The organism is Thalassobaculum sp., from assembly GCF_965223715.1.
GTDB lineage: Bacteria > Pseudomonadota > Alphaproteobacteria > Thalassobaculales > Thalassobaculaceae > Thalassobaculum.
Map to the genome: position 1 here is coordinate 3066634 of NZ_OZ245012.1, position 22880 is coordinate 3089513.

The following is a 22880-nucleotide window of genomic DNA, read 5'->3' on the forward strand; positions in this document are numbered from 1 at the left end:
CAGTCACCCCAATCCCCCTCCCCGTCATCCTGATGCAAATCAGGATCAAGCCGCCGGCCGGTCCGCCCGGTCCTGGGCAGCCCCGGCTCAATTCCGGATTAAATTCGGGACGGGGTCTCCCGAGATTACGGCATGCGGCGGGCAAGGCCGGAAAGCGAAACAGGCGGCGCTGGGGAGCGCCGCCTGTTGTCTGTCTGCTGATCTGCAGCCTCAGGAGCCTCAGCGGCGCCACCAGCCCTTGCGGGGCTTCTCGACCGGCTTGTCCAGGGTCCGGACCTCGATCGGCGTCGAGCTCAGATTCTGCGGCACCGAGGCGGCCTCCTCAACCGGTTCGGCCGACGTCGTCAGGTCTTCGCCCAACTCGCCGCTGATCGCCCCCTCGGGCGCGGCCACCGTCTCCTCGACAGGGGTCGGCGCCTCCGGCGGGATGGCCTCGACCGCCACCGGCTCAGCCGCGGCCTCGGCCGCGACCGGCTTCTCCGCGACCGCTTCCTCAGCCTCGTCGTCCTTCTTGCGCCGACGGCGCGGACGCTTGGCGGCAGGCTTCTTCGCCGGTTTCTCTTCCTCGGCCTTCTCCTCCGGAGCAGCCGCCTCTTCGGCCGGCACCTCTGTCGGAGTCTCCTCGACAGCCGCCTGGTCGTTGGCCGCGACCGGTTCCTCGGCCGTCACAGCCTCGGACACGACCTCGTCGGCTTGAGCCGCCTCGGCGGCAACCGCCGGAACCGGCTCCTCGGCCTGATCCCGGTCAGCCTCGTTCGACGCATCGTCGCCGGACTCGTCGTCACCGGACTCGTCATCGCCGGAGTCGGAGCCCTCGGCGTTCTCGGTCTCCGAGCCCTCCTCGCCGTCGCGACGGCGGCGGGACCGGCGGCGGCCGCCGCGACGGCCCCGGCGGCGGCGCTTGCGGCCGTCCTCATCGTCGTCGCCGTCGCCCCGCTCCTCGCCATCGGCCGCGGTGTCCTCGCCATCGGCATCCGCCTCGGCGTCGTCACCGCTCTTGTCCTTGGCCTCCTGATCGTCCTCGGCCCGATCCTCCGGCCGGCGGCGTCCGCCCCGGCGACGGCGGCGGGAGCGGCCGCGCCCACGGCGGTCGTCCTGCTCCTCGCGGGCCTCGGCCTCCTCGATCTCGTCCTCATCGTCCTCGATGAGGTCGCTGTCGTCCTCGTCCGGCTCGGCGGCCCCGGCGGAGCTCGCCGCGATGGCGGTCTGGAAGGCCGCCCGTTCCTCGGCGGTCTTCGGTCGCAGGCGCTCCATCCGGTGATCCGGCGGCACAAGGCTGTCATCCTGCTCCAGGATCACCCGGGTGCCGTAGCGCAGCTCGATCTCGGCGAGACGGTCGCGCTTCTGGTTGAGGATATAGAGGGCGACTTGGGCCGGCACGTGGACGGCGATCTCGGCCGCGCGGTTGCGCAGCCCCTCCTCCTCGATGACCCGAAGGATGTGCAGCGCGGTGCTGTCGATCGAGCGGATATAGCCGGAGCCCTTACAATGCGGGCAGACCTGGGTGCTGGCTTCCACCAGGGACGGCCGCAGCCGCTGGCGGGACAGCTCCATCAGCCCGAAATGGCTGATGCGGCCGATCTGTATGCGCGCCCGGTCGGATTTCATCGCCTCCTTCATGCGGCGCTCGACCGCATGCTGGTTGCGCGACTCCTCCATATCGATGAAGTCGATCACCACCAGGCCGGCGAGGTCGCGCAGGCGGAGCTGGCGGGCCACCTCGTCGGCGGCCTCCAGGTTGGTCTTGAGCGCTGTCTCCTCAATGTTCCGCTCCGAGGTGGAGCGGCCGGAGTTCACGTCGATCGCGACCAGCGCCTCGGTCTGGTTCATCACGATGTAGCCGCCGGACTTCAGCTCCACCACCGGGCTGTGGATGGCGTCGAGCTGGCTTTCCACCTGGAAGCGGTGGAGCAGCGGCACATGGGTGTCCTTGTAGCGCTTGACCCGCTTGGCATGGCTCGGGATCAGCGTCTTCATGAAGTCCTTGGCGATGCGGTAGCCGTCATCGCCGTCGACCAGCACCTCGTCCAGATCGCGGGTGTACAGGTCGCGAATGGAACGCTTGATGAGGTTGGCTTCCTCGTAGATCAGGCAGGGTGCCGTGCTGTCGAGCGTGGTCTGACGGATCTCGTCCCACAGGCGCAGCAGGTATTCGTAGTCGCGCTTGATCTCGGCCTTGGTGCGCTGGGAGCCGGCGGTGCGGACGATGACCGCCATGCCTTCCGGCACGTCCAGGCCCTCGACGATCTGCTTCAGCCGCTTGCGGTCGCCCACATGGGTGATCTTGCGGCTGACGCCGCCGCCGCGGGCGGTGTTCGGCATCAGCACGCAGTAGCGGCCGGCGAGCGACAGGTAGGTGGTCAGCGCCGCACCCTTGTTGCCGCGCTCCTCCTTGACGACCTGCACCAGCATGATCTGGCGCCGGGCGACGACCTCCTGGATCTTGTAGCGGCGGTTGGAAGGCTTGCGCCTGCGGCGCACCTCTTCCATCGCGTCGCCGCCGACGGTCTCCGGCTTCGCACTCTTCTTGGTCTGGACGCTGAGTTCGGCGGCCCGGGCCGGGGCTTCGTCGCCGCCGTCCTCGTCGCCGGACTCCTCGTCCTCGCCCTCGGCGGTCTCCTCCTCGGCGGCGGACGTCTCGTCCTCGCCGGCGGCCTCCTCCTCGGTCTCGACCTCTTCGTCGTCCTCATCGGCCATCGCCTCGGCCTGCTCCTCACGGAGCAGCGCCTCGCGATCCTCGATCGGGATCCGGTAGTAGTCGGGATGGACTTCCGAGAAGGCCAGGAAACCGTGGCGGTTGCCGCCGTATTCGACGAAGGCGGCCTGCAGGGACGGCTCTACCCGGGTGACCCGGGCGAGGTAGATGTTCCCCTTAAGCTGCTTTTTGGCTGCGGTTTCGAAGTCGAAGTCGTCGAGCTTGTTCCCGTCGACCACCACGACCCGGGTCTCTTCCGGGTGGGTGGCATCGATGAGCATGCGCTTGGTCATGTGTTGGTAACTCCGTGTCGCGCCGCGACGACCGCAAGCATGGCTGCGGCCCCGCGCTGTCGGCGACGCGGTGAAGCGTCGGCCCAGGCGCGGAAAGTGGCGGCGCGGATTGTGGCGTCGGCGTACCCTCGGCACGCCGGATGCAGTCGATGGAACGAAGCGAAGCGGAATCGGACACGACGCCGGTCTTCCCCCGTGCCCCGTGGGCCGGAAGGACTCCGGTTGTCGCGGGCGACCGGGAGGTCGCCGTCGCCGAACTGTTCCAGTTTGCAGGTCTCACGTCGGTCGGTCCTGCGCGGAGCCGGGAACTACGATTCGCCCCGGCTCGAAATCGGTAAAAGTCTCGCGTATCCCCGTAACCCTTTGGCCGATAAAGGCGCGCACGTACCCGCACACGGTCTTCGAGGACGAATGCACCATACTGTTCCGGGCGCATACTAACAATCCAAAACTTCAGAAGGATTCACGGCAGGGTCATCGCAGGGCAACAGACCGGGAACAATTGAGGCCGAACTGCAATTGCACCTCATAGCCACATGATATCAATCGCAAATATTGCCTTCGCCTTCTGTACGGTCTAAAGTGCGGTATCTTGCAACCGGCTCGGGGACAGGGAATGACGCGACGCGCGGTCCGTTCAGCCATGCCGCTCGACTCATGGGTTTCCGGCATCCCGCCCCTGGTCCGGCGGGTGAGGGCAGCGCTTTGCCTGTGTCTGCTGGCGCTGGCCGCCCTGGTGACCGCGCTGCCGGCCGAGGCCGCCGGGGTTCCCGTCGTCTCCAACCTGCGCATCGGCAACCACCCGGACAAGGTCCGCATCGTCCTCGACGTGGACCAGCGGGTGGATTTCTCGATCTTCCTGCTGCCGGATCCCTACCGGGTCGTGCTCGACGTCCCGGAGGTGTCGTTCCGCCTGCCCGAAAGCGCCGGCTCCCGCGCCGTCGGCCCGATCTCCGGCTGGCGCTACGGCCAGTTCCGGCCCGGCACGTCCCGCGTGGTGATCGATGCCGGCAGCCCGGTCCAGGTGAAGTCCGCCTTCGTCCTGCCGCCCTCCGGCGACCAGCAGTATCGCCTGGTCATCGACCTGGCCGCGGCCAGCCGGGAGGTTTTCCTGGAGGAGTCCGACGCGTCGATTCAGCGCCATGTGGCACTCGGCGCGCCGCGCGTCTCGCCGCCGCCGGCCGCCCCGGCCCCGCTGCCGAAATCCGACGACCGCATGACCATCGTCATCGATGCCGGCCATGGCGGCGTCGATCCGGGCGCGATCGGCGAGAACGGGGTCTACGAGAAGAACATCGTGCTGGCCGCCGCCAAGGACCTCAAGGCCGCGCTGGAGGAGACCGGCCGCTACAAGGCGGTGCTGACCCGCGAGAATGACAGCTTCATCCGGCTGCGCGAGCGTATCGCCATCGCCCGGCGGGTCGATGCCGACCTGTTCGTCTCGCTGCACGCGGATTCCATCAAGGACGCCTCCCTGCGCGGCCTGTCGGTCTACACCCTGTCGGAGAACGCCTCGGATAAGGAGGCGGAAGCCCTGGCCGCCAGCGAGAACAAGGCCGACATCGTCGCCGGCATCGACCTCTCGCAGCAGGAGCAGGAGGTCACCAACATCCTGATCGACCTGGCCCAGCGCCGGACCATGAACTACTCCGCGCGCCTCGCCGGCTATGTGGTGAAGGAGATGGAGCGCGAGACCAAGCTGCTCGGCCGCCCGCACCGTTTCGCCGGCTTCGCCGTGCTAAAGGCGCCGGACGTGCCGTCGGTGCTGGTCGAGTTGGGCTTCCTGTCGAACCGGGAGGACAACCGCCGCCTCAACGACCCGGCCTTCCGCCGCAAGGTCGCCGCCGGCCTCACCCGGGCGATCGACCGCTACTTCCAGGGCGTGCAGTCGGCGTTCCGGTAGGGCGCGCGCTCAAACACCTCCGCCACCTCCCCTACTCACTCCCCGGATTTATTCCGGGGCGAGCCCGTCCGCTCGCTCAAATGCCGAGAACATCGCGCAGGCTGAACCGCTTGCCCCGGAATAAATCCGGGGAGTGTGGAGGGATGGCTGAGGAATGAAGCGAACCCTCCTCTGCCGATCGCACTCGCCTTCGACCTCCAGCGGATCTCCAACCCGTCCTCTCCCGTCTCCCCGGCCGTGCGCCGGGGTCCAGGAGACGAGCAGCCGGAACGCAGGACCAGCTTCGCAATCGGTCCATCACGTGGGCGGCTGGGCTCCGGCGCAAGGCCGGGGAGACGGGCGAGGAGGGCGGGGTGCGCCGCTACGCGATCATCGCTGCCACGTGGTCGGCGATCGCCAAGCTCGACGTCACGCCCGGGCTTTCGATGCCGAACAGGTTCACCAGCCCCGGCACCCCGTGCTCGGCCGGGCCCTGGACCATGAAGTCGACCGCCGGCGTGCCGGGCGCCTGGATCTTCGGGCGGATGCCGGCATAGCCCGGCTGCAGCGCCCCATCGGGCAGTCCCGGCCAGTACTTGCGGATCGCCTCGTAGAAACTGTCCGAGCGGCGCGGGTCGACGTCGTAGTTGATCGCATCGATCCACTCCACGTCGGGACCGAACCGGGCCTGGCCGCCCAGGTCCAGGGTCAGGTGGATGCCCAGTCCCGCCTGCTCCGGGGCGGGGTAGATCAGATGGGTGAACGGCGCCCGCACACCGGACAGGGAGTAATAGTTGCCCTTGCAGTAGAAATGCGGCGGCACCTTGTCGGCCGGGAAGCCCATCAGGCTGGCGGCCAGCGGCTGGGCGTGCAGGCCGGCGGAGTTCACCACCGTCTTCGCCTTCAGCAGCATCGGCTCGGCCCCGCCGACGGCGATCTCGATCCCGTCCTCGGCCACCTTGCCGCCGGCGACCGGGGCGTGGAAGGCGATCATGCCGCCGCGCTCCTCCGCATCGCCCTGCAGGGCCAGCATGTAGGAGTGGCTGTCGAGCACGCCGGTGGACGGTGACCACAGGGCCGTCACGCAGCGCAGCTCCGGCTCCATCGCCACGACTTCGTTATGCGACTTGAATACCAGGTCGGTCACGCCCGCCTGGACCGCCCGGTCCTGGATCTGCTGCAACGCCGGGATCTGGTCCTCCGAGGTCGCCACGATCAGCTTGCCCAGCGGCTTGTACGGCACCCCATGCTCGTCGAGATAGCGGTAGAGCTTGTGCTTGCCCTCCACGCAGAACTTCGCCTTCAAGGATCCCGGCGGGTAGTAGATGCCGGCGTGGATCACCTCGGAATGGCGGGAGCTGGTCTCGGTGCCGATGGCTTCCGCCGCCTCCAGGATCAGCACCTCGCGCCCGGCCAGCGCCAGGACACGGGCCACCGCAAGGCCGACCACGCCTGCGCCGATGACGATCGCATCGACCTGTTCCGCACTCATCTACCCGCTCCGTTCAGACCACCGAGTTCCGCCATCACGTCGACCAGCAACGGCACATGCTCCTCGCCGTGACCGGTCGCACAGGCCAGCGTGTACAGCTGCAGCGCCGCCGACCCGAACGGGGCGGGGAGCCCCGCCTCGGCGGCAATGTCGTTGTAGTAGCCCACATCCTTGCGGGCATTGGCCATGGCGAATTGCAGGCCCGAGGCGTCGCCGTCCACCGCATAGGCCATGATCTTCTGGAACATGCCGGAATTGACCGCCCCGGCCGACACCACCTCGCGCAGCTTCCCAAGATCGACCCCGGCCGCCCGCGCCGTCGTCGCCGCCTCGGCCACCAGGGCGGACATGGACATGCTCATGAAGTTGTTGATCAGCTTGAGCGAATGGGCGGCGCCCAGCGGGCCGATATGGAAGATGTTCCGGGCATAGCACGCCAGCACCGGGCGGGCCTTCTCCACCAGGGCGTCCGGGCCGCCGACCAGCACGTTGAGGGTGCCCTCCATCGCCTCCTTCGGCGTCATGGTCATCGGCGCGTCGATGAAGTCGATGCCCTTCTCCGCCAGCGCCGCCGCCACCCGCTTAGTTGAAGCCGGCTCGGCGGTGGAGCTGTCGAGGACCAGCGTTCCCGGCTTCGCGCCCTCGATGATGCCGTCGGCGCCGAGGCAGACCTGCTCCACCACCCGGCTGTTGGGCATGCACAGGATGACCACGTCCGATGCGGCGGCAAGCTCCTTCGGCGTCGCCGCCTCGGCCGCCCCCAGCGCCGTCAGCTCCTCCACCGGCTTACGGTTGCGATGGCCGAGCACGGTCAGCGGAAAGCCCTTGGCCAGGATGTTCCCGGCCATGCCGCGCCCCATCAGGCCCACACCGGCAAAGCCGACCTTCACAGGTTCGGTCATCGCGGTTCCTCCCTTTATGGTTCTTGCTTCCGGCATAGCCGATTGTCGCGTGGCCCCCAACCCCTGCAATGCACAGATCGCGGATTGACCGCACCGTGCCGGCCACGCTGCAATCGCGGCAAAACCGACAAGCGACGATCTGGGAGGATGCGATGGGTGACCCGGTTCCGGCGATCGCCGAACACGAGGCGACGGGGGCGGTCGCGGCGGTCTTCGACGACATCAGGGCGACCCTGGGCGTGCCGGTCGTCAACCTGATCTGGCGGCATCTGGCGACCATCGACGGCGGGCTGGAGTGGGCCTGGGGTGCGGCCAAGCCGATCTATGCGAGCGGCCAGGCGGCCCGGTCTGCCGAGGCGCTGTTCGGCCGGCTGCCCGTGGCGATGCCGCAGCCGCTGGCGCCGGGCGCGCTGCAGGCGGTCGGGGTGACCGAGGAGGATCTGGCGACCGTGCGGGCGATCGCCGCCGGCTACAACCGGGGCAACGGGCTGAACCTGCTGGCCCTGGGCGCGCTGGTGGTGCCGCCGGCGGGGCCGTTACCCACCGGCGCCTCAGCGACGGAGAAGGCCTCAGCGCCAATCCCGAAGGTGCTGTCCCAGGGCGATGTGGAGCCGCATGTCTGGGATCTGGTGCTGGCGCTCAACCGGTTCGGGTCGCGACCGGAGGAGCCGATCCTGGCGACCATGTACCGGCACCTGGCCTATTGGCCCGGGCTGCTGGCTCTGATGCATGCGGGATTCGCACCCCTGGAGGCCGATGGGCGCCTGCGGGCCGCCACGGCCACCACCCGGAGCATGGCACTGGCGGAGAGCGCCCGGCTCGCCCATCTGCGCGCCGACGCGGGACCAGCCCCGGCCGAGGCGGTGGCCGCGGTGCAGGAATTCACCCGCCACGTCATCGCGCGGATGGTGCCGATCTGCCTGGCGTTCTCGCGCTGGGTGGGGTGAACTCTACCTGCATACCTGCACCATTCTCTAACACTCCCCGGATATATTCCGGGGCAAGGGTGGGGCAAGGCGTAACGTCCTTGAACTGTTCCTGGCGTCGAAGCGCGCCTAGGCCTCACCCCGGAATAAATCCGGGGAGTGCTCTTTTTTAAGAAAGAGATTTCTCTTTAACAAATGCGTCTCCCCGGCCTCGCGCCGGGACCTAGATGCGGCGCTTGTTAGGTCCCGGCCGGCCCCAGGATCAGGTCCGGGCGCCACCGGGATGACGGTGAAAAAATAAGGATAGGAAGAGCGCGCCTACCCCCGCCCGGTGGACCCGAATCCGCCGGCGCCGCGGGCGGTTTCGTCCAGGGTCTCGGCCTCTTCCCAGGCCACCCGACTCACCGGCGCCACCACGAGCTGGGCGATGCGGTCACCGCGCTCGAAGGTCACCGGCTCCTGGCCCAGGTTGACCAGGATGACCTTGATCTCGCCGCGATAGTCGCTGTCCACCGTCCCCGGCGCATTGACGCAGGCGATGCCCGAGCGGAACGCCAGGCCGGAGCGCGCCCGCACCTGCGCCTCGTAGCCCTGGGGCAGGGCGATCGACAGACCGGTGGGAACCGCGGTGCGCTCCATCGGCGCCAGGGTCACCGGCGCATCGATGGCGGCGCGCAGGTCCATGCCGGCCGAGCCTTCGGTCTCATAGGCGGGCAGCGGCAGGTCGGCGCCATGGGCCAGCCGGGCGATGCGGACGGGGATGCTCATGCGGAAGGTCCAGTCTGGAAATGCTCTGCGATGCGGGCGGCGAGGCGCTTGCCGACCTCGGTCTTGGTCATGGCCGGCCAGTCCTCGGACCCGTCGGCGGTGACCAGGTGGATGGTGTTGCTGTCGCCGCCGAAGGTGCCGGTGGCGGGAGAGACATCGTTGGCCAGAATCCAGTCGCAGCCCTTGCGCGCCCGCTTCGCCGTCGCGTACTCGACCACCTTCTCGGTCTCCGCCGCGAAGCCGACCACCAGGGCCGGACGACCGTCGGTCTTCTGCGACAGGGTCTTCAGGATGTCCGGGTTCTCGGCGAGCTGAAGGGTCGGGATGCCGCCCGCCTCCTTCTTCATCTTCTGGCCGGCTTCGCTCGCCACCCGCCAGTCGGCGACGGCGGCGGCGCAGACCACGATATCGGCCGGCAGGGCCGCCTCGCAGGCAGCCAGCATGTCGCGCGCGCTTTCGATCGGCACGGTCTTCACCCCGGCCGGGTCGGGCTCGCGGGTCGGACCGCTGACCAGGGTGACCTCGGCGCCGAGTGCCGCCAAAGCGCGGGCGATGGCGTGTCCCTGCTTGCCCGACGAGCGGTTCGCGATATAGCGCACCGGGTCGATCGGCTCATGGGTCGGCCCGCTGGTGACGATCGCCTTCTTGCCAGCGAGCGGGCCGCTGCGCTCGGCGAAATAGGCCTCCGCCGCCGCGACGATCTCCAGCGGCTCGGCCATGCGGCCGTAGCCGTACTCGCCGCAGGCCATCGACCCTTCGTTCGGGCCGACAACGCGGACGCCGCGGGAGGTCAGGGTCGCCAGGTTGGCCTTGGTCGCCGGGTGCTCCCACATGCGCACGTTCATCGCAGGCGCAATCAGCACGTCGGTATCGGTCGCCAGCAGCAGGGTGGAGGCGAGGTCGCCGCACAGCCCGTTGGCCATCTTCGCCATCAGGTCGGCCGTGGCCGGCGCCACGACGATCAGATCGGCCGAGCGGGAGAGCTGGATATGCCCCATCTCCGCCTCGTCGGTCAGGTCGAACAGCTCGGTATAGACCTTGTCCTCGGTCAGGGCCGAGAGCGACAGCGGGGTAACGAAGTGTTCGCCCGCCTTGGTCAGCACCGCGCGCACCGCCGCCCCGCGCTCACGCAGACGGCGGGTCAGGTCGAGCGCCTTGTAGGCGGCGATCCCGCCCCCGACGATCAGGAGAATGCGTCTGTTGCTCAGCATCATGGCCGGGAAGGTAGCGCAAGGGGCGACGGCGGGCGAGAGGGTTACGCGCGACCGTTTCGATCGATCAGGGGTGTAACGGCTCCTCAACCCTACTGGCGCACGATGTGCGCATGATAAGGGAGGACGCCATGAACCGATCCCGCAGCCTCGCCCGCAGAAACGGCGGCACCGCGCTGTCTGTCGGCGTCGGCGCCGGCGTGACCGTCCTCGGCCTCCTCACATTCGCGGCGGCGATGATGCTGTCCGCCTACCTGTCGCAGGCCCTGGTGTCGGCGCTGTAAGAAGCCGCCGCTCATCCCCCATTACCGTCATCCTGATGCAAATCAGGATCCTGCATCCGGCGGGCGGGAGCGGCTTGATCCTGATTTGCATCAGGATGACGAGAGAGTGGCGGGGAGGATGCGGGCTCAACTCTGATTGCCGTCAGAATGACGGCCACTCCGCGCCCGTCAGTTCGCCACCGCCTGGCCGCCGTCGATGTAGAAGGTCTCGCCGTTCAGAAACGGGATGTCGTCGGCCACGATCGAGCCGATGAACCGTGCCACCTCCCAGGCCTCGCCCGGGGTGCCGCGCGGGATCGCCTTCTCGATAAAGGACCGGAACCGCTCGTTGTCCATGTGGCTGCGGTTCAGATTGGTCAGCGTGAAGCCCGGCGCCACGTCGACCACGCGGATCCCCTTGCGCGCCCATTCCACGCCCAGGCACCGGGTGATGGCACCCACCGCCGCCTTCGACGCGCAATAGGCGGCCGTGTACTTCACCCCGATCTTGTCGTAGTGCGAGCCGATATTGACGATCACCCCGCCGCCGCTGGCGATCATGTGCGGGTAGGCCGACTGGCACATGGCGAACAGGCCGACCGCATTGGTGTTCAGCACCTCGGCGAACTCGGCCGGCGAGAAGCTCTCGCTGCGGCCTTCCTTGTGGATGCCGGCATTGTTGACCAGGGCATGCAGGCCGCCGGTCTTCTCCGCCAGGGCCGTCAGCGCGGCCGCCCCGGATTCCGGGTCGTTCACGTCGCTGGCCAGGTTGATCATCCGCCCGGCGAGCTCGGCCGGGACCGGCTCCTCCTCCGGGCCGATCCCCTTGCGCGACAGGCAGCCGACGGTCAGGCCGCGGCGGGCCAGTTCCAAGGCGATCTCCGCCCCGAGGCCCCTGGAGGCTCCGGTGACGGCAACGGTTCTAGTCTCGGTCATAGGTGTCCCAGCAGTGCACGGCGGAAGGCGATGCGGCGGTCGGCGGCGTCGAAGTTGCGCGACTGCAGCTTCGGCGGCTTGGCGTCGCTGATCTTCAGGTAGACGAAGGTCGGCCCGTCGGTGCGGCGCAGTTCCTTGCGGCCGGCTTCGATCTCGTCGGGGGCGGTGACGGTCATCACGTTCTTGATGCCCAGCCCCTTTGCGGTCAGCGCCAGGTCGGTGCCCATGGAGGTATGGGTGATCTGGTTGCCGGTCTCGCCGTAGCGCTCGTTGTCGACGCAGAGGATGGACAGGTTGGTGACCCCGGCGGCCATGACGGTGGCCAGGGCGCCCACATTCATCAGCAGTTCGCCGTCGCCGCACATCACCAGCACGTGCTTGTCGGGCTGCGCCAGGGCGAGGCCGAGCCCCATGGAGACCGACGCCCCCATCGCCCCGCCGAGCAGGAAGCAGTTCTCGGCGTCCGGCTCCATCGCGTACATGTCCTGGGCCGTCCCGGCGAGGCCGGTGACGACCAGGAAGTCGCGGTGATTGCCGACGATGGCCGGCACCGCCTGGGCGCGGTCCATGCGCTGGTTGGAACCGGTGATCTTGATCTCGTCGCTCATCTCGGTCCCTCCCCTCAGAACGCCTTGGCGCCGATGAACTTCTGCGTCAGCAGAAGCGCCACCGCGCATTGGGAGCGGAAGGCGAGGTTCATCGCCGCCTGGGTGGTCTCCTTCAGCTCGTCGGGACGCTCGACCTCCAGCAAATGGACGCCGATCGCCTCCAGGCAGGGCCGCACGGCCTTGCCCATGGGGACTTGCCAGGGGTTCTGTTCGCCGAAGGTGCCGCGCATGGTGATGATCCCGAGAAACGGGAAGCGGCCGTTCGCCTGCAGCGACAGCATGTTGATGCAGTTGCCGGTGCCGCTGGACTGCATCAGCAGCACCGCCTTCTTACCGCCGAGATCGGCCCCGGCGGTCAGCGCCACACCTTCTTCCTCGGTGGTGAGCGGGATGGAGTGGACGCGGTGATCCTCCAGCGACTTCTGGATCATCACCTTGTGCCCACCGTCCGGGACATAGGCGAATATGGACACGCCGCCGTCCACCAGCGTGTCGTAGAGCTCAGCGCCCCAAACCGATTGGTCCGACATTTCCGTGCGTTTCCCGTGCGATCGTTCTTTTGTGGGGGCACGCTAGCACGGTGAATTTCAGGATTGTATGCAATATTTCACAATGACCCGCCCTAGGCGCCGAACCGGTCGTCCAGCCCTTGGTGGAAGGGGAGGTCCACCAGCGCGCAGTACTCCGCATAGGACAGACCGGCTCCCGCCTTGGCCGGCGTGCCGTCCCGCCTGAGCGCGGCCATGGCGTCGGCGACCGCCTTGGTCGCGGTGAACAGGGCGGTCACCGCATAAAGCACGACCGAGAAGCCCATGGCCTGCAGATCCGACGCGGTCAGCCGGACCGTTTCGTTGCCATCGACGATGGAGACGACCTTCGGACCCTCCACCCCCTTCGCCACCGCCTCCACCTCGGCGACGGTCTTGATGCCGTCGACGAAGACCAGGTCGACGCCCGTCTGCTGGTACAGCTTCGCGCGCCGGATCGCCTCCGCCGGCCCGAGCGCACCGATGGCGTCGGTGCGGCCGATGATCAGCAGGTCGTCGTCCCCCCGGGCCTCCACCGCGCAGGCCAGCCGCCGGGCGTTCTCCTCGGCGTCGATCAGCCGGATGCCGGCGAGCTGGCCGCAGCGCTTCGGCGCCATCTGGTCCTCCAGATGGATCGCCGCCACCCCGGCCTGCACATGCTCGCGCACGGTGCGGTGGATGTTGGACGGGCCGCCATAGCCGGTATCGGCGTCGGCGATGATCGGGATCGAGACCGCCCGGGCCATGTTGCGGGCGTGTTCCGTCATCTCGGTCTGGGTCAGCAGGCCGATATCCGGGGTGCCGAGCCGGCTCGCGGTGGCACCGAGACCGGTCATGTAGATCGCGGGAAACCCGGCCTGCTCGACCAGCCGGGCGGTGATGCTGTCCGGCGCGCCGGGTGCCATGACGATCTCACCGGAGGCGAGCAGGCCGCGCAGGCGGGCGGCGGGAGAGTCGGTCATCGGGCGGCCTCCGTGAGGTGAGTGCGCAGGGCGGGCTTCTGCAGCTTGCCGTTGGCGTTGCGCGGCAGCGGGTCGGCAGTGAGGGTCACGGTCTCCGGCACCTTGTAGTCGGACAGCCGCTCGGCGCAGAACGCCCGCACCGCATCCTCGTCCAGGGCCGATCCCTCCACCGGCCGGACGAAGGCATGCACCCGCTCGCCCAGCACGGGATCCGGGCGGCCGACCACCGCCGCCTCGACGATCTCCGGGTGGTGGTTGAGAACGTTCTCGACCTCGGCGCTGAACACCTTGTAGCCGGCGCGGTTGATCATGTCCTTCAGCCGGTCGAACACCTTCACGAACCCGTCGGCATCGACTGTGCCGATATCGCCGGAGCGCCAGGCGCCGTCGACGAAGGCCTCTTGGGTGGCGTCCGGCCGGTTCCAGTAGCCGGGCACCACCATCGGGCCGGAGATCCACAGCTCGCCCGTCTCGCCGGGCGGCAGGACCGATCCATCCTCACCTCGGATCTCCACCCGGCCGCAGGGCACGACCTGGCCGACGCTGTCCGGGTGATCGGGATTGAAGCCGGGCGGCATGATCGTGGTCGGCGAGGTCGTCTCCGTAGCGCCATAGGCGTTGACCAGGACGAGGTTGGGTAGCAGGCGGGCGAGCCTGGCGATGGTCGCCTCCGGCATCGGCGCGCCGCCGAAGCAGCCGATCCGCCAGGCCGAGAGGTCGTGGTCGGCGAGGTCCGACTGCATCACCGCCAGCGTGTACAGGGCCGGCACCAGGATCGTGTAGGTGACCCGCTCCCGCGCGGCGAGGGCCAGCAGCTCCGGGATCTTGTAGCCCGCGCGCAGGGCGACCAGCGCGCCGCCGGCGATCAGCGTCGAGTAGAAGATGCCGACCAACCCGCTGACATGGCTGAGCGGGATCGCCGCCAGGGCGCGCTCGGCCTGGGTGAAGGAGAGGCAGCGCGAGAAGGCGAGCGAGGACTGGATGATGCCGAAATGGGTCAGCATCGCGCCCTTGGGCCGGCCGGTCGTACCTGAGGTGTAGAGGATGACCGCCACCGCTTCCGGATCGATCGCTGCCGGCGCGTTCTGGGGGTCGGCGGCGAGCAGGGTCTCGAACGGCCGTGCGCCCTCGCTCTCACCCGCAACCGAGAACCGGTGCCGAAGCTCCGGCACGGTCGCCGCGTCGGGCACGTTCTCCGCCAGGGCGGCCTCGTGGACCAGAACGACAGCCCCGCAATCCGTCAGCAGGAACTCCAGCTCAGCCCGGCGCTGGCGGATGCCGATCGGCACGCAGATCGCGCCGATCCGATTGCAGGCCAGCAGGGCGACGACGAATTCCCAGCCGTTGTCGAGGAGTAGCGCAATCCGGTCGCCGACACCCACGCTGTGTGCCGCAAGACCGCCGGCGATCCGAGCGACCCGGTCCTCAAGTTCGACAAAGGACAGCCGGGCGTCCCCCGCCACCACCGCGTCGCGCTCCGGATTCCGCGCCGCCAGATCGCGGAACATCGCCGCCAGATCCGACGGCCGCTCGGCATAGCAGCGGACAAGCCGGCCGTCGTAATGGGTCTCCAGCGCCGTCTCGCCGGTCAGCCCCCGCCAGAACCGATCCTGCGGCAAGGCCGTCCGGTCCGGCGTCAGGGTGCCGGCCATGGCCCCTCTCCGGGTTGCGCCAGGCGCGGACCGACATCGCGGGCGCCGGTATCGATGTTCCCGGGCTCCCGGTACTTGCGCAGCTCCAGCCGGCCGATCTGGTTGCGGTGGACCTCGTCCGGCCCGTCGGCCAGCCGCAGCAGCCGCGCCGTCGCATAGGCCGAGGCGAGACCGTAGTCGTTGCTGGTCCCGGCGCCTCCGAAGGCCTGGATCGCCCAGTCGATCACCTGGCAGGCCATGTTGGGCACGGCAACCTTGATCATGGCGATCTCGGCCCGCGCCTCCTTGTTGCCGACCGTGTCCATCATCCAGGCGGCCTTCAGGGTCAGCAGCCGCGACTGCTCGATCAGAATCCGCGCCTCGGCGATGCGCTCCAGGGTCACCGTCTGCTGGGCGACCGGCGTGCCGAAGGTCACCCGCTGTTCGGCCCGGCGGCACATCTTTTCCAGCGTCCGCTCCGCCAGTCCGATCAACCGCATGCAGTGATGGATGCGCCCGGGGCCGAGCCGTCCCTGGGCGATCTCGAAGCCGCGCCCTTCGCCCAGCAGCATGTTGGAGGCCGGCACCCGCACGTCCCTGAAGTCGACCTCCGACGCCCGGTCGGGCACGGCGTAGAAGCCGAAGACCGGGATGGGCCGGATCACAGTGACGCCGGGCGTGTCCTTGGGCACCAGGATCATCGACTGCTGCTTGTGCCGGTCCGGATTGTCCGGGTCCGACTTGCCCATGAAAATCATGATCTTGCAGCGCGGATCGGTGGCGCCGGTGGTGTACCACTTGCGGCCGTTGATCACGTACTCGTCGCCGTCGCGCCGGATCGAGCTCTCGATGTTGGTCGCGTCGGAAGACGCGACCGCAGGTTCCGTCATGGCGAACGAGGAGCGGATCTCACCGGCCAACAGCGGCTCGAGCCAGCGCTTCTTCTGTTCCTCGGTGCCGTAGCGGACCAGGACTTCCATGTTGCCGGTGTCGGGGGCGGCGCAGTTGAACACCTCGGGTGCCAGGGGCGACCGGCCCATGACCTCGCAGAGCGGGGCGTAGTCCAGGTTGGACAGCCCGGCGCCGAGATCGCTGTCCGGCAGGAACAGGTTCCAGAGCCCGGCGGCCTTGGCCTTCGGCTTCAGCTCCTCCACCACCGGCTGGACCTTCCAGGGGCCCAGCGCCGCGGTCTCGGCGTAGTAGCGCTCCTCGTTCGGATAGACGTGCTCGGCCATGAAGGCTTCGATCCGCGCGCGCAGATCGTGCACGGCGGATGCGTGCTGAAACTCCATGCTCCTCCCCTCGGTCTTTTTCGGCGTGCCTTATGCGACCCGTCCTTTGGGAGGAGCGTGCCATGGCGGGGCGGAGCGGTGAAGGCGCCGAAATCGTCTTGCTGCCGGGCCGACGTGCGTCTAGTTTGGATCCATGGATCCAAACTTACCCCTCGAGATCGTCGACCACCTGCGTGCCGAGATCCGGAGCGGCCGCATCCCCGCCGGCGCCACCCTGCAGCAGGAGGACCTGGCCGGCCGGTTCGGGGTCAGCCGACAGCCGGTGCGGCTTGCCCTGGAGAGCCTGCGCGCGGCGGGGTGGCTGGTACCCGGACGGGGCCGCAGCCTCAAGGTCGTGGAGATGTCGCCCGAGGCCCTGCGCAACCTTGTCGCCGTGCGGCGGCTGGTGGAGGGTGAGGCCCTGACCCTGGCGATGCCGCATCGGACCGACCGCGACGTGCTGGAGGCGGCCCACCTGCAGGAGCGGATCGAGATCGAGACGGACCCACAGGCGCTGGAGGAACTGGACGCGGCCTTCCACGCGGTGCTGTACCGGGCCGGCGGCAATCCACGGCTGCTGGCGCTGGTCGACGAGCTCAGGCGGGAGGACCGCCGGTCCTATCACAAGCAACAGCCGGACACGGCGATCCGGGCGGTTTGGAGCGAACAGCACCGCGCCCTGCTCGACGCCTTCCGCGCCGGCGACGCCGCCCGCGCGTCGGCCGCCCTGGACACTCATCTGGCCCACCTGATCGAGAGATAGACCCGCCATGCCCGCAGGCTTCGCCGCCACGCCCGAGCCGCCCTATTACGCGGTGATCTTCACCTCCACCCAGACCGACGATCACCGCGGCTATGAAGCCATGGCCGAGGCAATGATGGCCCTGGCCCATGAGCAGCCCGGCTGCCTGGGGGCGGAGAACGCGCGGGGCGAGGACGGGCTCGGCATCACGGTGTCGTACTTCCGCGACGAGGAAGCGCTTCGGGCGTGGAAACAGCACGCCCGCCATCTGGTGGCCCAGAAGCTCGGCAAGGAGCGGTGGTATTCGCACTACGAGCTTCGGGTGGCGAAGGTGGAGCGGGCGTATTCAGGGCCGGAGGGCCGGTAGGGGGCCGTTCCCGCTCCCCCGTCTTCCCGGCCTTGCGCCGGGACCGAGAGGAGGAACAGTTGGAGCCTTTCACGTCTGACTCCGACCGCTCCGGCAACCATCACCCTGGGCCCCGGCGCGAGGCCGGGGAGACGGGAAGTGAATGCAAAAAGAACTCTCCCCGGATTCATTCCGGGGCCCACGGTGGGGCACGATCGAGCGTTTCAGAATGATTGAGACGCGCGGGCTCCCGTCTGGCGTAGGCCCCGGAAAGAATCCGGGGAGTGTTAGTTAGGTGGTGGCGTCGGTGCCCTAAACCCGGTTCAGCAGCCGCGCCCGGATCGTTCCCGGCAACTCGCGAATCTGCTCCAGGATCTGCACCGCGTTCTCCACTTCGCCCTGCACGTCCAGCACCACATAGCCGATCTGGCCGTCGGTCTGATAATGCTGCGCGACGATGTTCAACCCGTGGCGGGCGAACAGGTCGTTCAGGCGGCCGAGCTCGCCCGGCTCGTTGCGCTGGACCTGGATGAAGCGGGTGACCAGCGTGCCCTTCGGCAGCTGCACCTCGGGGAAGTTCACCGCCCCCATGGTCGAGCCGACGTCGGAATACTCCACGAACTTGCGGGCCACTTCGTCGCCGATGCGCTCCTGCGCCTCCTCGGTCGAGCCGCCCACATGCGGGGTGAGGATCACGTTGTCGAGGCCGCGCAGCGGGCTCTCGAAGGTGTCCTTGTTCGATTTCGGCTCGGTCGGGAACACGTCCACCGCCGCCCCGCCCAGGTGACCGTCCTTCAGGGCGGCCGCCAGCGCGTCGATATCGACCAGGGTGCCGCGGGCATTGTTGATCAGGAAGGCGCCCTGCTTCATGGCGCGGATCTGCTCGGCACCGAACAGGCCCTTGGTCTCCGGCGTCTCCGGCAGGTGCAGGGACACCACGTCGGACTGGGCCAGCAGGGCGTCGAGGGTCTCGGTCGGCTCCACATTGCCGTGACTGAGCTTGTCGGTGCGGTCGAAATAGATCACCCGCATCCCCATGGATTCGCCCAGGGCCGCGAGCTGGGTCCCGATATTGCCGTAGCCGACGATGCCCAGCGTCTTGCCGCGCACCTCGCGCGAGCCGAGTGCCGTCTTGGCCCAGCGGCCGTCATGGGCGGCCATGGATTTCTGGAAGGCGCCGCGCATCAGCATGACGATCTCGGCGATGGTCAACTCGGCGACGGAGCGGGTGTTGGAGAACGGCGCGTTGAACACCGGGATGCCGAGCTCGGCCGCCGCCGGCAGGTCGACCTGGTTGGTCCCGACGGAGAAGCAGCCCACCGCGACCAGCGTCCCGGCGGCCTTCAGAACCTCGTCGGTGAGCTGGGTGCGCGATCGGATGCCGAGCATGTGCACGCCCTGCAGGGCCTCGATCAGCGCCGCCTGGTCGAGCGCGCCGGAGACTTCCTGCAGGTTGGTGTAGCCGGCGTTCAGCAGAACGTCGCGGGCGGTCGGCGAGATCCCCTCCAGCAGCAGGATGCGGATCTGGTTCTTCGGGCGGGACAGTCCCTTTGCCATCTGGCTGGGTCCGTATTGGTTTCAGGAGCGAGCCCGCGTCATAACGCAAATGCTGCGCTGCACCAACCCGTCACGCCGTGCGGAATTGCATGGCAGGCCCGCGCGGCCCCGGCTCCTGCGACGCGCTGCCGCCCCCCTGACGCCCGAGCGCGAACAGCAGGAAAGCGGCGATGGCGATGTGCAGGATGTTCCAGCCGATGCCGTTCAGGAAGGCCGCCGTGTAGCTGAGCGTGAAGTCGTAGATCGCGCCGGACATCCAGCCGCCGAGCCCCATACCCACGAGGGTCGCCGACAGCACCACGCCGACCCGCACCCCCGCCTGGGAGGCCGGGAAGAACTGGCGCACGATCAGGGCATAGGTCGGCACGATCCCGCCCTGGGACAGGCCGAACAGGGCCGAGACCACGTAGAGCGGCACCAAACCGTCGAAGGGCAGGAACAGCAGCAGGGCCAGGGTCTGCAGCGTCGAGCTGAGCAACAGGGTCCACAACGCGCCGATCCGGTCGGCCAGCGCACCGCAGACCAGCCGGCTGACGATGCCGGTCCCCAGCATGAGCGACAGCATCTCCGCCCCGCGCTGGCTGTCATAGCCGAGCTCCAGGCAATAGGCGACGATATGCACCTGGGGCATCGCCATGGCGATGCAGCAGGCCAGTCCGGCGATGATGAGAAGGGTCTGCAGCACCGAGCTCGGCAGCGGCGGCTTGCCGTTGCGGCCCCGGGCGACGACCGGCGCCGGCGCATGGCCGATCGGCGACTTCCGGCGCAGGGCGAGCGCCATCGGCACCACCGTGACGACGCAGAAGATACCGATGATCTGGTGGGTCTCGCGCCAGCCCACGTCATGGACGAGATAGTCGATGATCGGCGGCCAGACCGTGCCGGCGAGATAGTTGCCGCTGGCCGCGATGGCCACGGCGATGCCGCGCCGGCGCACGAACCAGTGGGAGATGTCGGCGAGCAGCGGCCCGAAGGTCACCGCCCCGCCCAGCATGCCGATCAGCAGCGCGTGCTCGGCGGAGAACACCCAGATGGTGGGCGCGAAGCTGGTGGCGCCATAGCCGGCGCCGAGCGAGACGCCGCCCAGGATCAGCGCCGGCACGATGCCGACCTTGTCCGCCAGCTTGCCCATCAGCACGGTACCGATGGCCACCCCGATCAGGGTGAAGGTGTAGGGCAGCGAGGCATCGGCCCGGCTGATCCCGAAATCCGCCTCGACGGCGGGCAGCACCACGACCACCGACCACAGGCCCGCACCGCCGATCATGCTGATCAGCAGGCACATGGCGAGACGGGCCCAGGCATAGGGCCCGTCGATATCCCCCGGGGCGTCGGAATCGTAGGCCGGCGATGTGGTCTGGCTCATTCTGCGGCCTTTATCCTGCGGCCCGGGCGAGCGCCCGTTCGACATAGTCCAGCCGGTCCTGGCCGTAGAAGTTCTCGTCGTCCACGAAATAGGTCGGCGCGCCGATCACCCCGCGGATCACCGCCTCACCGCAGTTGCGCTCCAGCTCCGCCTGGGCCGACGCGGTCATCGCCTCCTCGATCAGGGCGCGCGGATCGGCATAGCCTGCCTGGCCGACCAGGTCGGCGATCACATCGGCATCGGCGATGTCCCGGTCGAAGCGCCACAGCGCCTCCAGCACCAGCAGGCTGAGCCGGTTGACGTCGCCCGCCTCGCCGCGCAGCACGGCGCGCTGTCCGGCGATGACGATCCCGCTCGGCAGTTCGACCGGGCCCATGTGGTGGATCGGCTCGCGCAGGATCTCCACGCCATGGGCCGCCGCACAGCGCAGCGCGTCCACCATGGCGTAGTGGCGCAGCATGGTCGGCCGCTCGCCGAACTGCATCCCGCCGATCGGGGGCATGGTCTTCGACAGCAGGATCGGCCGGTGCACGATGGTCCGGCCATACTTCTCCGCCAGCGCGTTCAGCCGGGCGGCACCGATATAGGTGAAGTTCGAGCGGGTCGAATAGTAGTAGTCGATGGTCTTCATGCCGCGGAACTCCCGGCTTCGTCGGGCAGGCGGACGGCTTCGAGCGCCGCCTTGCCGCGGATGATGTCGGACGCCTTTTCGGCGATCATCATGGTGGACGCGTTCAGGTTGGCCGACGGCATGGTCGGCATGATCGAGGCGTCGACCACGCGCAGCCCCTCAAGCCCGTGCACCCGCAGGCTGTCGTCCACCACCGTCAGCTTGTCGCTGCTCGGCCCCATGCGGCAGGTGCCCATCGGGTGGAAGGTGGTGGTGCCGCGATGGCGGGCCGACTCCAGCAGTTCGTCGTCACTCGCCACGGACGGTCCCGGATAGGTCTCGCCGGCATTGTACGGCGCCATCGCCTGGGCCGACATGATGCTGCGGGCCAGCTTCATCGCCGCCAGCAGGACCCGGCGGTCCTCCTCATGGGCGAGGTAGTTCGGCTGGATCACCGGTGCCTCGAACGGATCGGCGTTGCGCAGGCGGACATAGCCGAGGCTCTCCGGGCGCTGCTGCCAGGACGCAACGGTCATGCCCGGCTCACGCTCCAGCGCAGACTGCACCCCTTCGGCGTAAGAGGCCGGGGTGAAGGTGAACTGGATGTCGCCGAACTGGAGTGCGGGGTCGGAGCGCCAGAAGCCGTAGACCAGGGTCGGGCTGATCGCCAGGATGCCCTTGCGGGTGGTCACGTATTTCATCACCTCGCCGGCCAGCTTCAGGCCGCGGGCGCGCTCGTTGATGCTGTCGGTGTTCTTCACCCGGTAGGCGAAGCGCGGGGCGTAGTGGTCGCGCAGGTTCTCGCCCACGCCCGGCAGGGCGTGCTTGACCGCGATGCCGTGCTGGCTGAGCTGGTCCGGCGCGCCGATGCCCGAGAGCTGCAGGAGCTGCGGCGAGTTGTAGGTGCCGCCGGAGAGAATGACCTCGCGGTTCGCCTTCACCTCGCTCGGGATGCCGTGGCGTCCGCCCTTGTTGTAGCGCACGCCGGTCACCCGCTTGCCCTCCAGCGCCAGCTCGGTGGCGTGGGCATGGGTGATGACGGTCAGGTTCGGCCGCTTCATGGCCGGGTGCAGGTAGCCGCGCGCGGCACTGAGGCGGCGCCCGCCGCGGATCGTGCGCTGGGCGTAGTTCACGCCCTCCTGCTTCTCGCCGTTATAGTCCGGATTGCGCGGGATGCCGGTCTCCACGCAGCTCTGGATGAAGGCTTCCGTCAGCGGGTGCGACCAGTCGATATCGGTGACGGTCATGGCGCCGTCGCGGCCGCGGAAGGTCTCGTCCGCCTGGCCCTGCCGGCTCTCGCAGCGCTTGAAGTAGGGCAGCACGTCGGCATAGCCCCAGCCCCGGTTGCCCATCTGCGACCAGGTGTTGAAGTCGAGCCGCTGGCCGCGGTTGTAGATGTGCCCGTTGATCGAACTCGACCCGCCCAGGGTCTTGCCGCGCGGCGCCTTGATGCGGCGGCCGGCGGTCCAGTGGCTCGGCTCCTGCTCGTACAGCCAGTTCACCGCCGGATCGAGGATCGTCTTCATGAAGCCGGCAGGGATGTGGATGAACGGATGCCAGTCGCTCGGCCCCGCCTCCAGCACGCAGACCGAGGTGTTCGGATCCTCGCTCAGCCGGTTGGCGAGCACCGAACCGGCAGAGCCGGCACCGACGATGACGTAGTCGAAGCTGTCCATTGGATCTCGATCCGAGTCTTGAGGCGGTCCCACGAACGCGGGGCTGGGTCAGTCCTATCACAGACGATGGGGGCGGCGGGAGAGTGAAGCGGGCGATTTTCTCTTTGCCGGATCGGCACGAATGTTTGTGCATGTGCGAAGAGGTTTTTTGCGAGTGCGAAGAAGGTTTACCCCTTCATCATTCCCCGGACCTGTTCCTGGGGGAGCCGACGCGAA

At 68.5% G+C, this 22880-nt stretch carries 20 protein-coding genes; 5 read left to right on the forward strand and 15 right to left on the reverse strand.

The genetic code is table 11. The annotated features are described in order from the left end of the window. Positions 1-219: 219 nt before the first annotated feature. Positions 220-2988, reverse strand: a complete 2769-nt coding sequence (locus ACOQOP_RS14110; protein WP_420562440.1) for an Rne/Rng family ribonuclease — start codon at positions 2986-2988, stop codon at positions 220-222. 643 nt (positions 2989-3631) lie between these two features. On the opposite strand from ACOQOP_RS14110, the gene ACOQOP_RS14115 reads away from it, so the two are divergent. Next, positions 3632-4891, forward strand: coding sequence for an N-acetylmuramoyl-L-alanine amidase (locus ACOQOP_RS14115; protein ID WP_420562441.1), 1260 nt, complete (start codon positions 3632-3634; stop codon positions 4889-4891). 361 nt (positions 4892-5252) lie between these two features. On the opposite strand, the gene ACOQOP_RS14120 is transcribed toward ACOQOP_RS14115, so the two are convergent. Beyond that, complete coding sequence (locus ACOQOP_RS14120) at positions 5253-6362, reverse strand: NAD(P)/FAD-dependent oxidoreductase (protein ID WP_420562442.1); 1110 nt, start codon at positions 6360-6362, stop codon at positions 5253-5255. Continuing rightward, entirely contained in the window at positions 6359-7264 is a 906-nt protein-coding gene (locus ACOQOP_RS14125) for an NAD(P)-dependent oxidoreductase (RefSeq protein ID WP_420562443.1), read from the reverse strand. Before ACOQOP_RS14125 ends, ACOQOP_RS14120 begins: the two co-directional genes overlap by 4 nt. A gap of 152 nt (positions 7265-7416) precedes the next feature. Between ACOQOP_RS14125 and ACOQOP_RS14130 the strand changes: the two genes are divergently transcribed. Then, positions 7417-8211: a hypothetical protein gene (locus ACOQOP_RS14130; RefSeq protein ID WP_420562444.1), complete on the forward strand. Its 795-nt coding sequence runs from the start codon at positions 7417-7419 to the stop codon at positions 8209-8211. A 297-nt stretch (positions 8212-8508) separates the two neighbouring features. Here the strand turns inward: ACOQOP_RS14130 and dut are convergent, their stop codons facing one another. Both dut and coaBC read right to left on the reverse strand, forming a co-directional pair. Further along, the gene (dut, locus tag ACOQOP_RS14135) at positions 8509-8958 is read right to left on the reverse strand and encodes a dUTP diphosphatase (protein WP_420562445.1); all 450 of its coding nucleotides are present in this window, start codon (positions 8956-8958) and stop codon (positions 8509-8511) included. Beyond that, complete coding sequence (coaBC, locus tag ACOQOP_RS14140; RefSeq protein WP_420562446.1) at positions 8955-10169, reverse strand: bifunctional phosphopantothenoylcysteine decarboxylase/phosphopantothenate--cysteine ligase CoaBC; 1215 nt, start codon at positions 10167-10169, stop codon at positions 8955-8957. Before coaBC ends, dut begins: the two co-directional genes overlap by 4 nt. A gap of 131 nt (positions 10170-10300) precedes the next feature. Here coaBC and ACOQOP_RS14145 point away from each other — a divergent pair, with 131 nt between their 5' ends. Then, positions 10301-10453, forward strand: a complete 153-nt coding sequence (locus ACOQOP_RS14145) for a hypothetical protein (RefSeq protein ID WP_420562447.1) — start codon at positions 10301-10303, stop codon at positions 10451-10453. A gap of 168 nt (positions 10454-10621) precedes the next feature. Here the strand turns inward: ACOQOP_RS14145 and ACOQOP_RS14150 are convergent, their stop codons facing one another. From ACOQOP_RS14150 to ACOQOP_RS14175, 6 genes are all read right to left on the reverse strand, one after another. Then, entirely contained in the window at positions 10622-11368 is a 747-nt protein-coding gene (locus ACOQOP_RS14150) for an SDR family NAD(P)-dependent oxidoreductase (RefSeq protein WP_420562448.1), read from the reverse strand. Then, positions 11365-11976 (reverse strand): thiamine pyrophosphate-dependent enzyme, encoded by a 612-nt coding sequence (locus ACOQOP_RS14155; RefSeq protein WP_420562449.1) that lies wholly within the window; start codon positions 11974-11976, stop codon positions 11365-11367. The genes ACOQOP_RS14150 and ACOQOP_RS14155 overlap by 4 nt, the downstream gene beginning before the upstream one ends. A 14-nt stretch (positions 11977-11990) precedes the next feature. After that, a complete protein-coding gene (locus tag ACOQOP_RS14160; protein ID WP_420562450.1) occupies positions 11991-12506 on the reverse strand; it encodes a phosphonopyruvate decarboxylase in 516 nt (171 codons plus the stop codon). Between the two features lie 92 nt (positions 12507-12598). Then, complete coding sequence (locus tag ACOQOP_RS14165) at positions 12599-13465, reverse strand: isocitrate lyase/PEP mutase family protein (protein WP_420562451.1); 867 nt, start codon at positions 13463-13465, stop codon at positions 12599-12601. After that, complete coding sequence (locus ACOQOP_RS14170) at positions 13462-15117, reverse strand: class I adenylate-forming enzyme family protein (RefSeq protein WP_420562452.1); 1656 nt, start codon at positions 15115-15117, stop codon at positions 13462-13464. Before ACOQOP_RS14170 ends, ACOQOP_RS14165 begins: the two co-directional genes overlap by 4 nt. Then, a complete protein-coding gene (locus ACOQOP_RS14175; RefSeq protein ID WP_420562453.1) occupies positions 15102-16388 on the reverse strand; it encodes an acyl-CoA dehydrogenase family protein in 1287 nt (428 codons plus the stop codon). Before ACOQOP_RS14175 ends, ACOQOP_RS14170 begins: the two co-directional genes overlap by 16 nt. Before the next feature lie 133 nt (positions 16389-16521). On the opposite strand from ACOQOP_RS14175, the gene ACOQOP_RS14180 reads away from it, so the two are divergent. Continuing rightward, positions 16522-17130 carry a GntR family transcriptional regulator gene (locus ACOQOP_RS14180; RefSeq protein WP_420562454.1) on the forward strand — a complete coding sequence of 203 codons (609 nt, stop codon included), beginning with the start codon at positions 16522-16524 and terminating at the stop codon, positions 17128-17130. Between the two features lie 7 nt (positions 17131-17137). Further along, positions 17138-17476 (forward strand): antibiotic biosynthesis monooxygenase family protein, encoded by a 339-nt coding sequence (locus tag ACOQOP_RS14185; RefSeq protein ID WP_420562455.1) that lies wholly within the window; start codon positions 17138-17140, stop codon positions 17474-17476. Between the two features lie 291 nt (positions 17477-17767). Here the strand turns inward: ACOQOP_RS14185 and serA are convergent, their stop codons facing one another. The 4 genes from serA to ACOQOP_RS14205 form a co-directional block, all read right to left on the reverse strand. Continuing rightward, positions 17768-19012: a phosphoglycerate dehydrogenase gene (gene serA / locus ACOQOP_RS14190; RefSeq protein WP_420562456.1), complete on the reverse strand. Its 1245-nt coding sequence runs from the start codon at positions 19010-19012 to the stop codon at positions 17768-17770. A gap of 70 nt (positions 19013-19082) precedes the next feature. After that, positions 19083-20378: an MFS transporter gene (locus tag ACOQOP_RS14195; protein ID WP_420562457.1), complete on the reverse strand. Its 1296-nt coding sequence runs from the start codon at positions 20376-20378 to the stop codon at positions 19083-19085. A 10-nt stretch (positions 20379-20388) separates the two neighbouring features. After that, positions 20389-21009 (reverse strand): 2-hydroxychromene-2-carboxylate isomerase, encoded by a 621-nt coding sequence (locus ACOQOP_RS14200; RefSeq protein ID WP_420562458.1) that lies wholly within the window; start codon positions 21007-21009, stop codon positions 20389-20391. Then, entirely contained in the window at positions 21006-22664 is a 1659-nt protein-coding gene (locus tag ACOQOP_RS14205) for a GMC family oxidoreductase (RefSeq protein ID WP_420562459.1), read from the reverse strand. The genes ACOQOP_RS14200 and ACOQOP_RS14205 overlap by 4 nt, the downstream gene beginning before the upstream one ends. Positions 22665-22880: the final 216 nt, after the last annotated feature.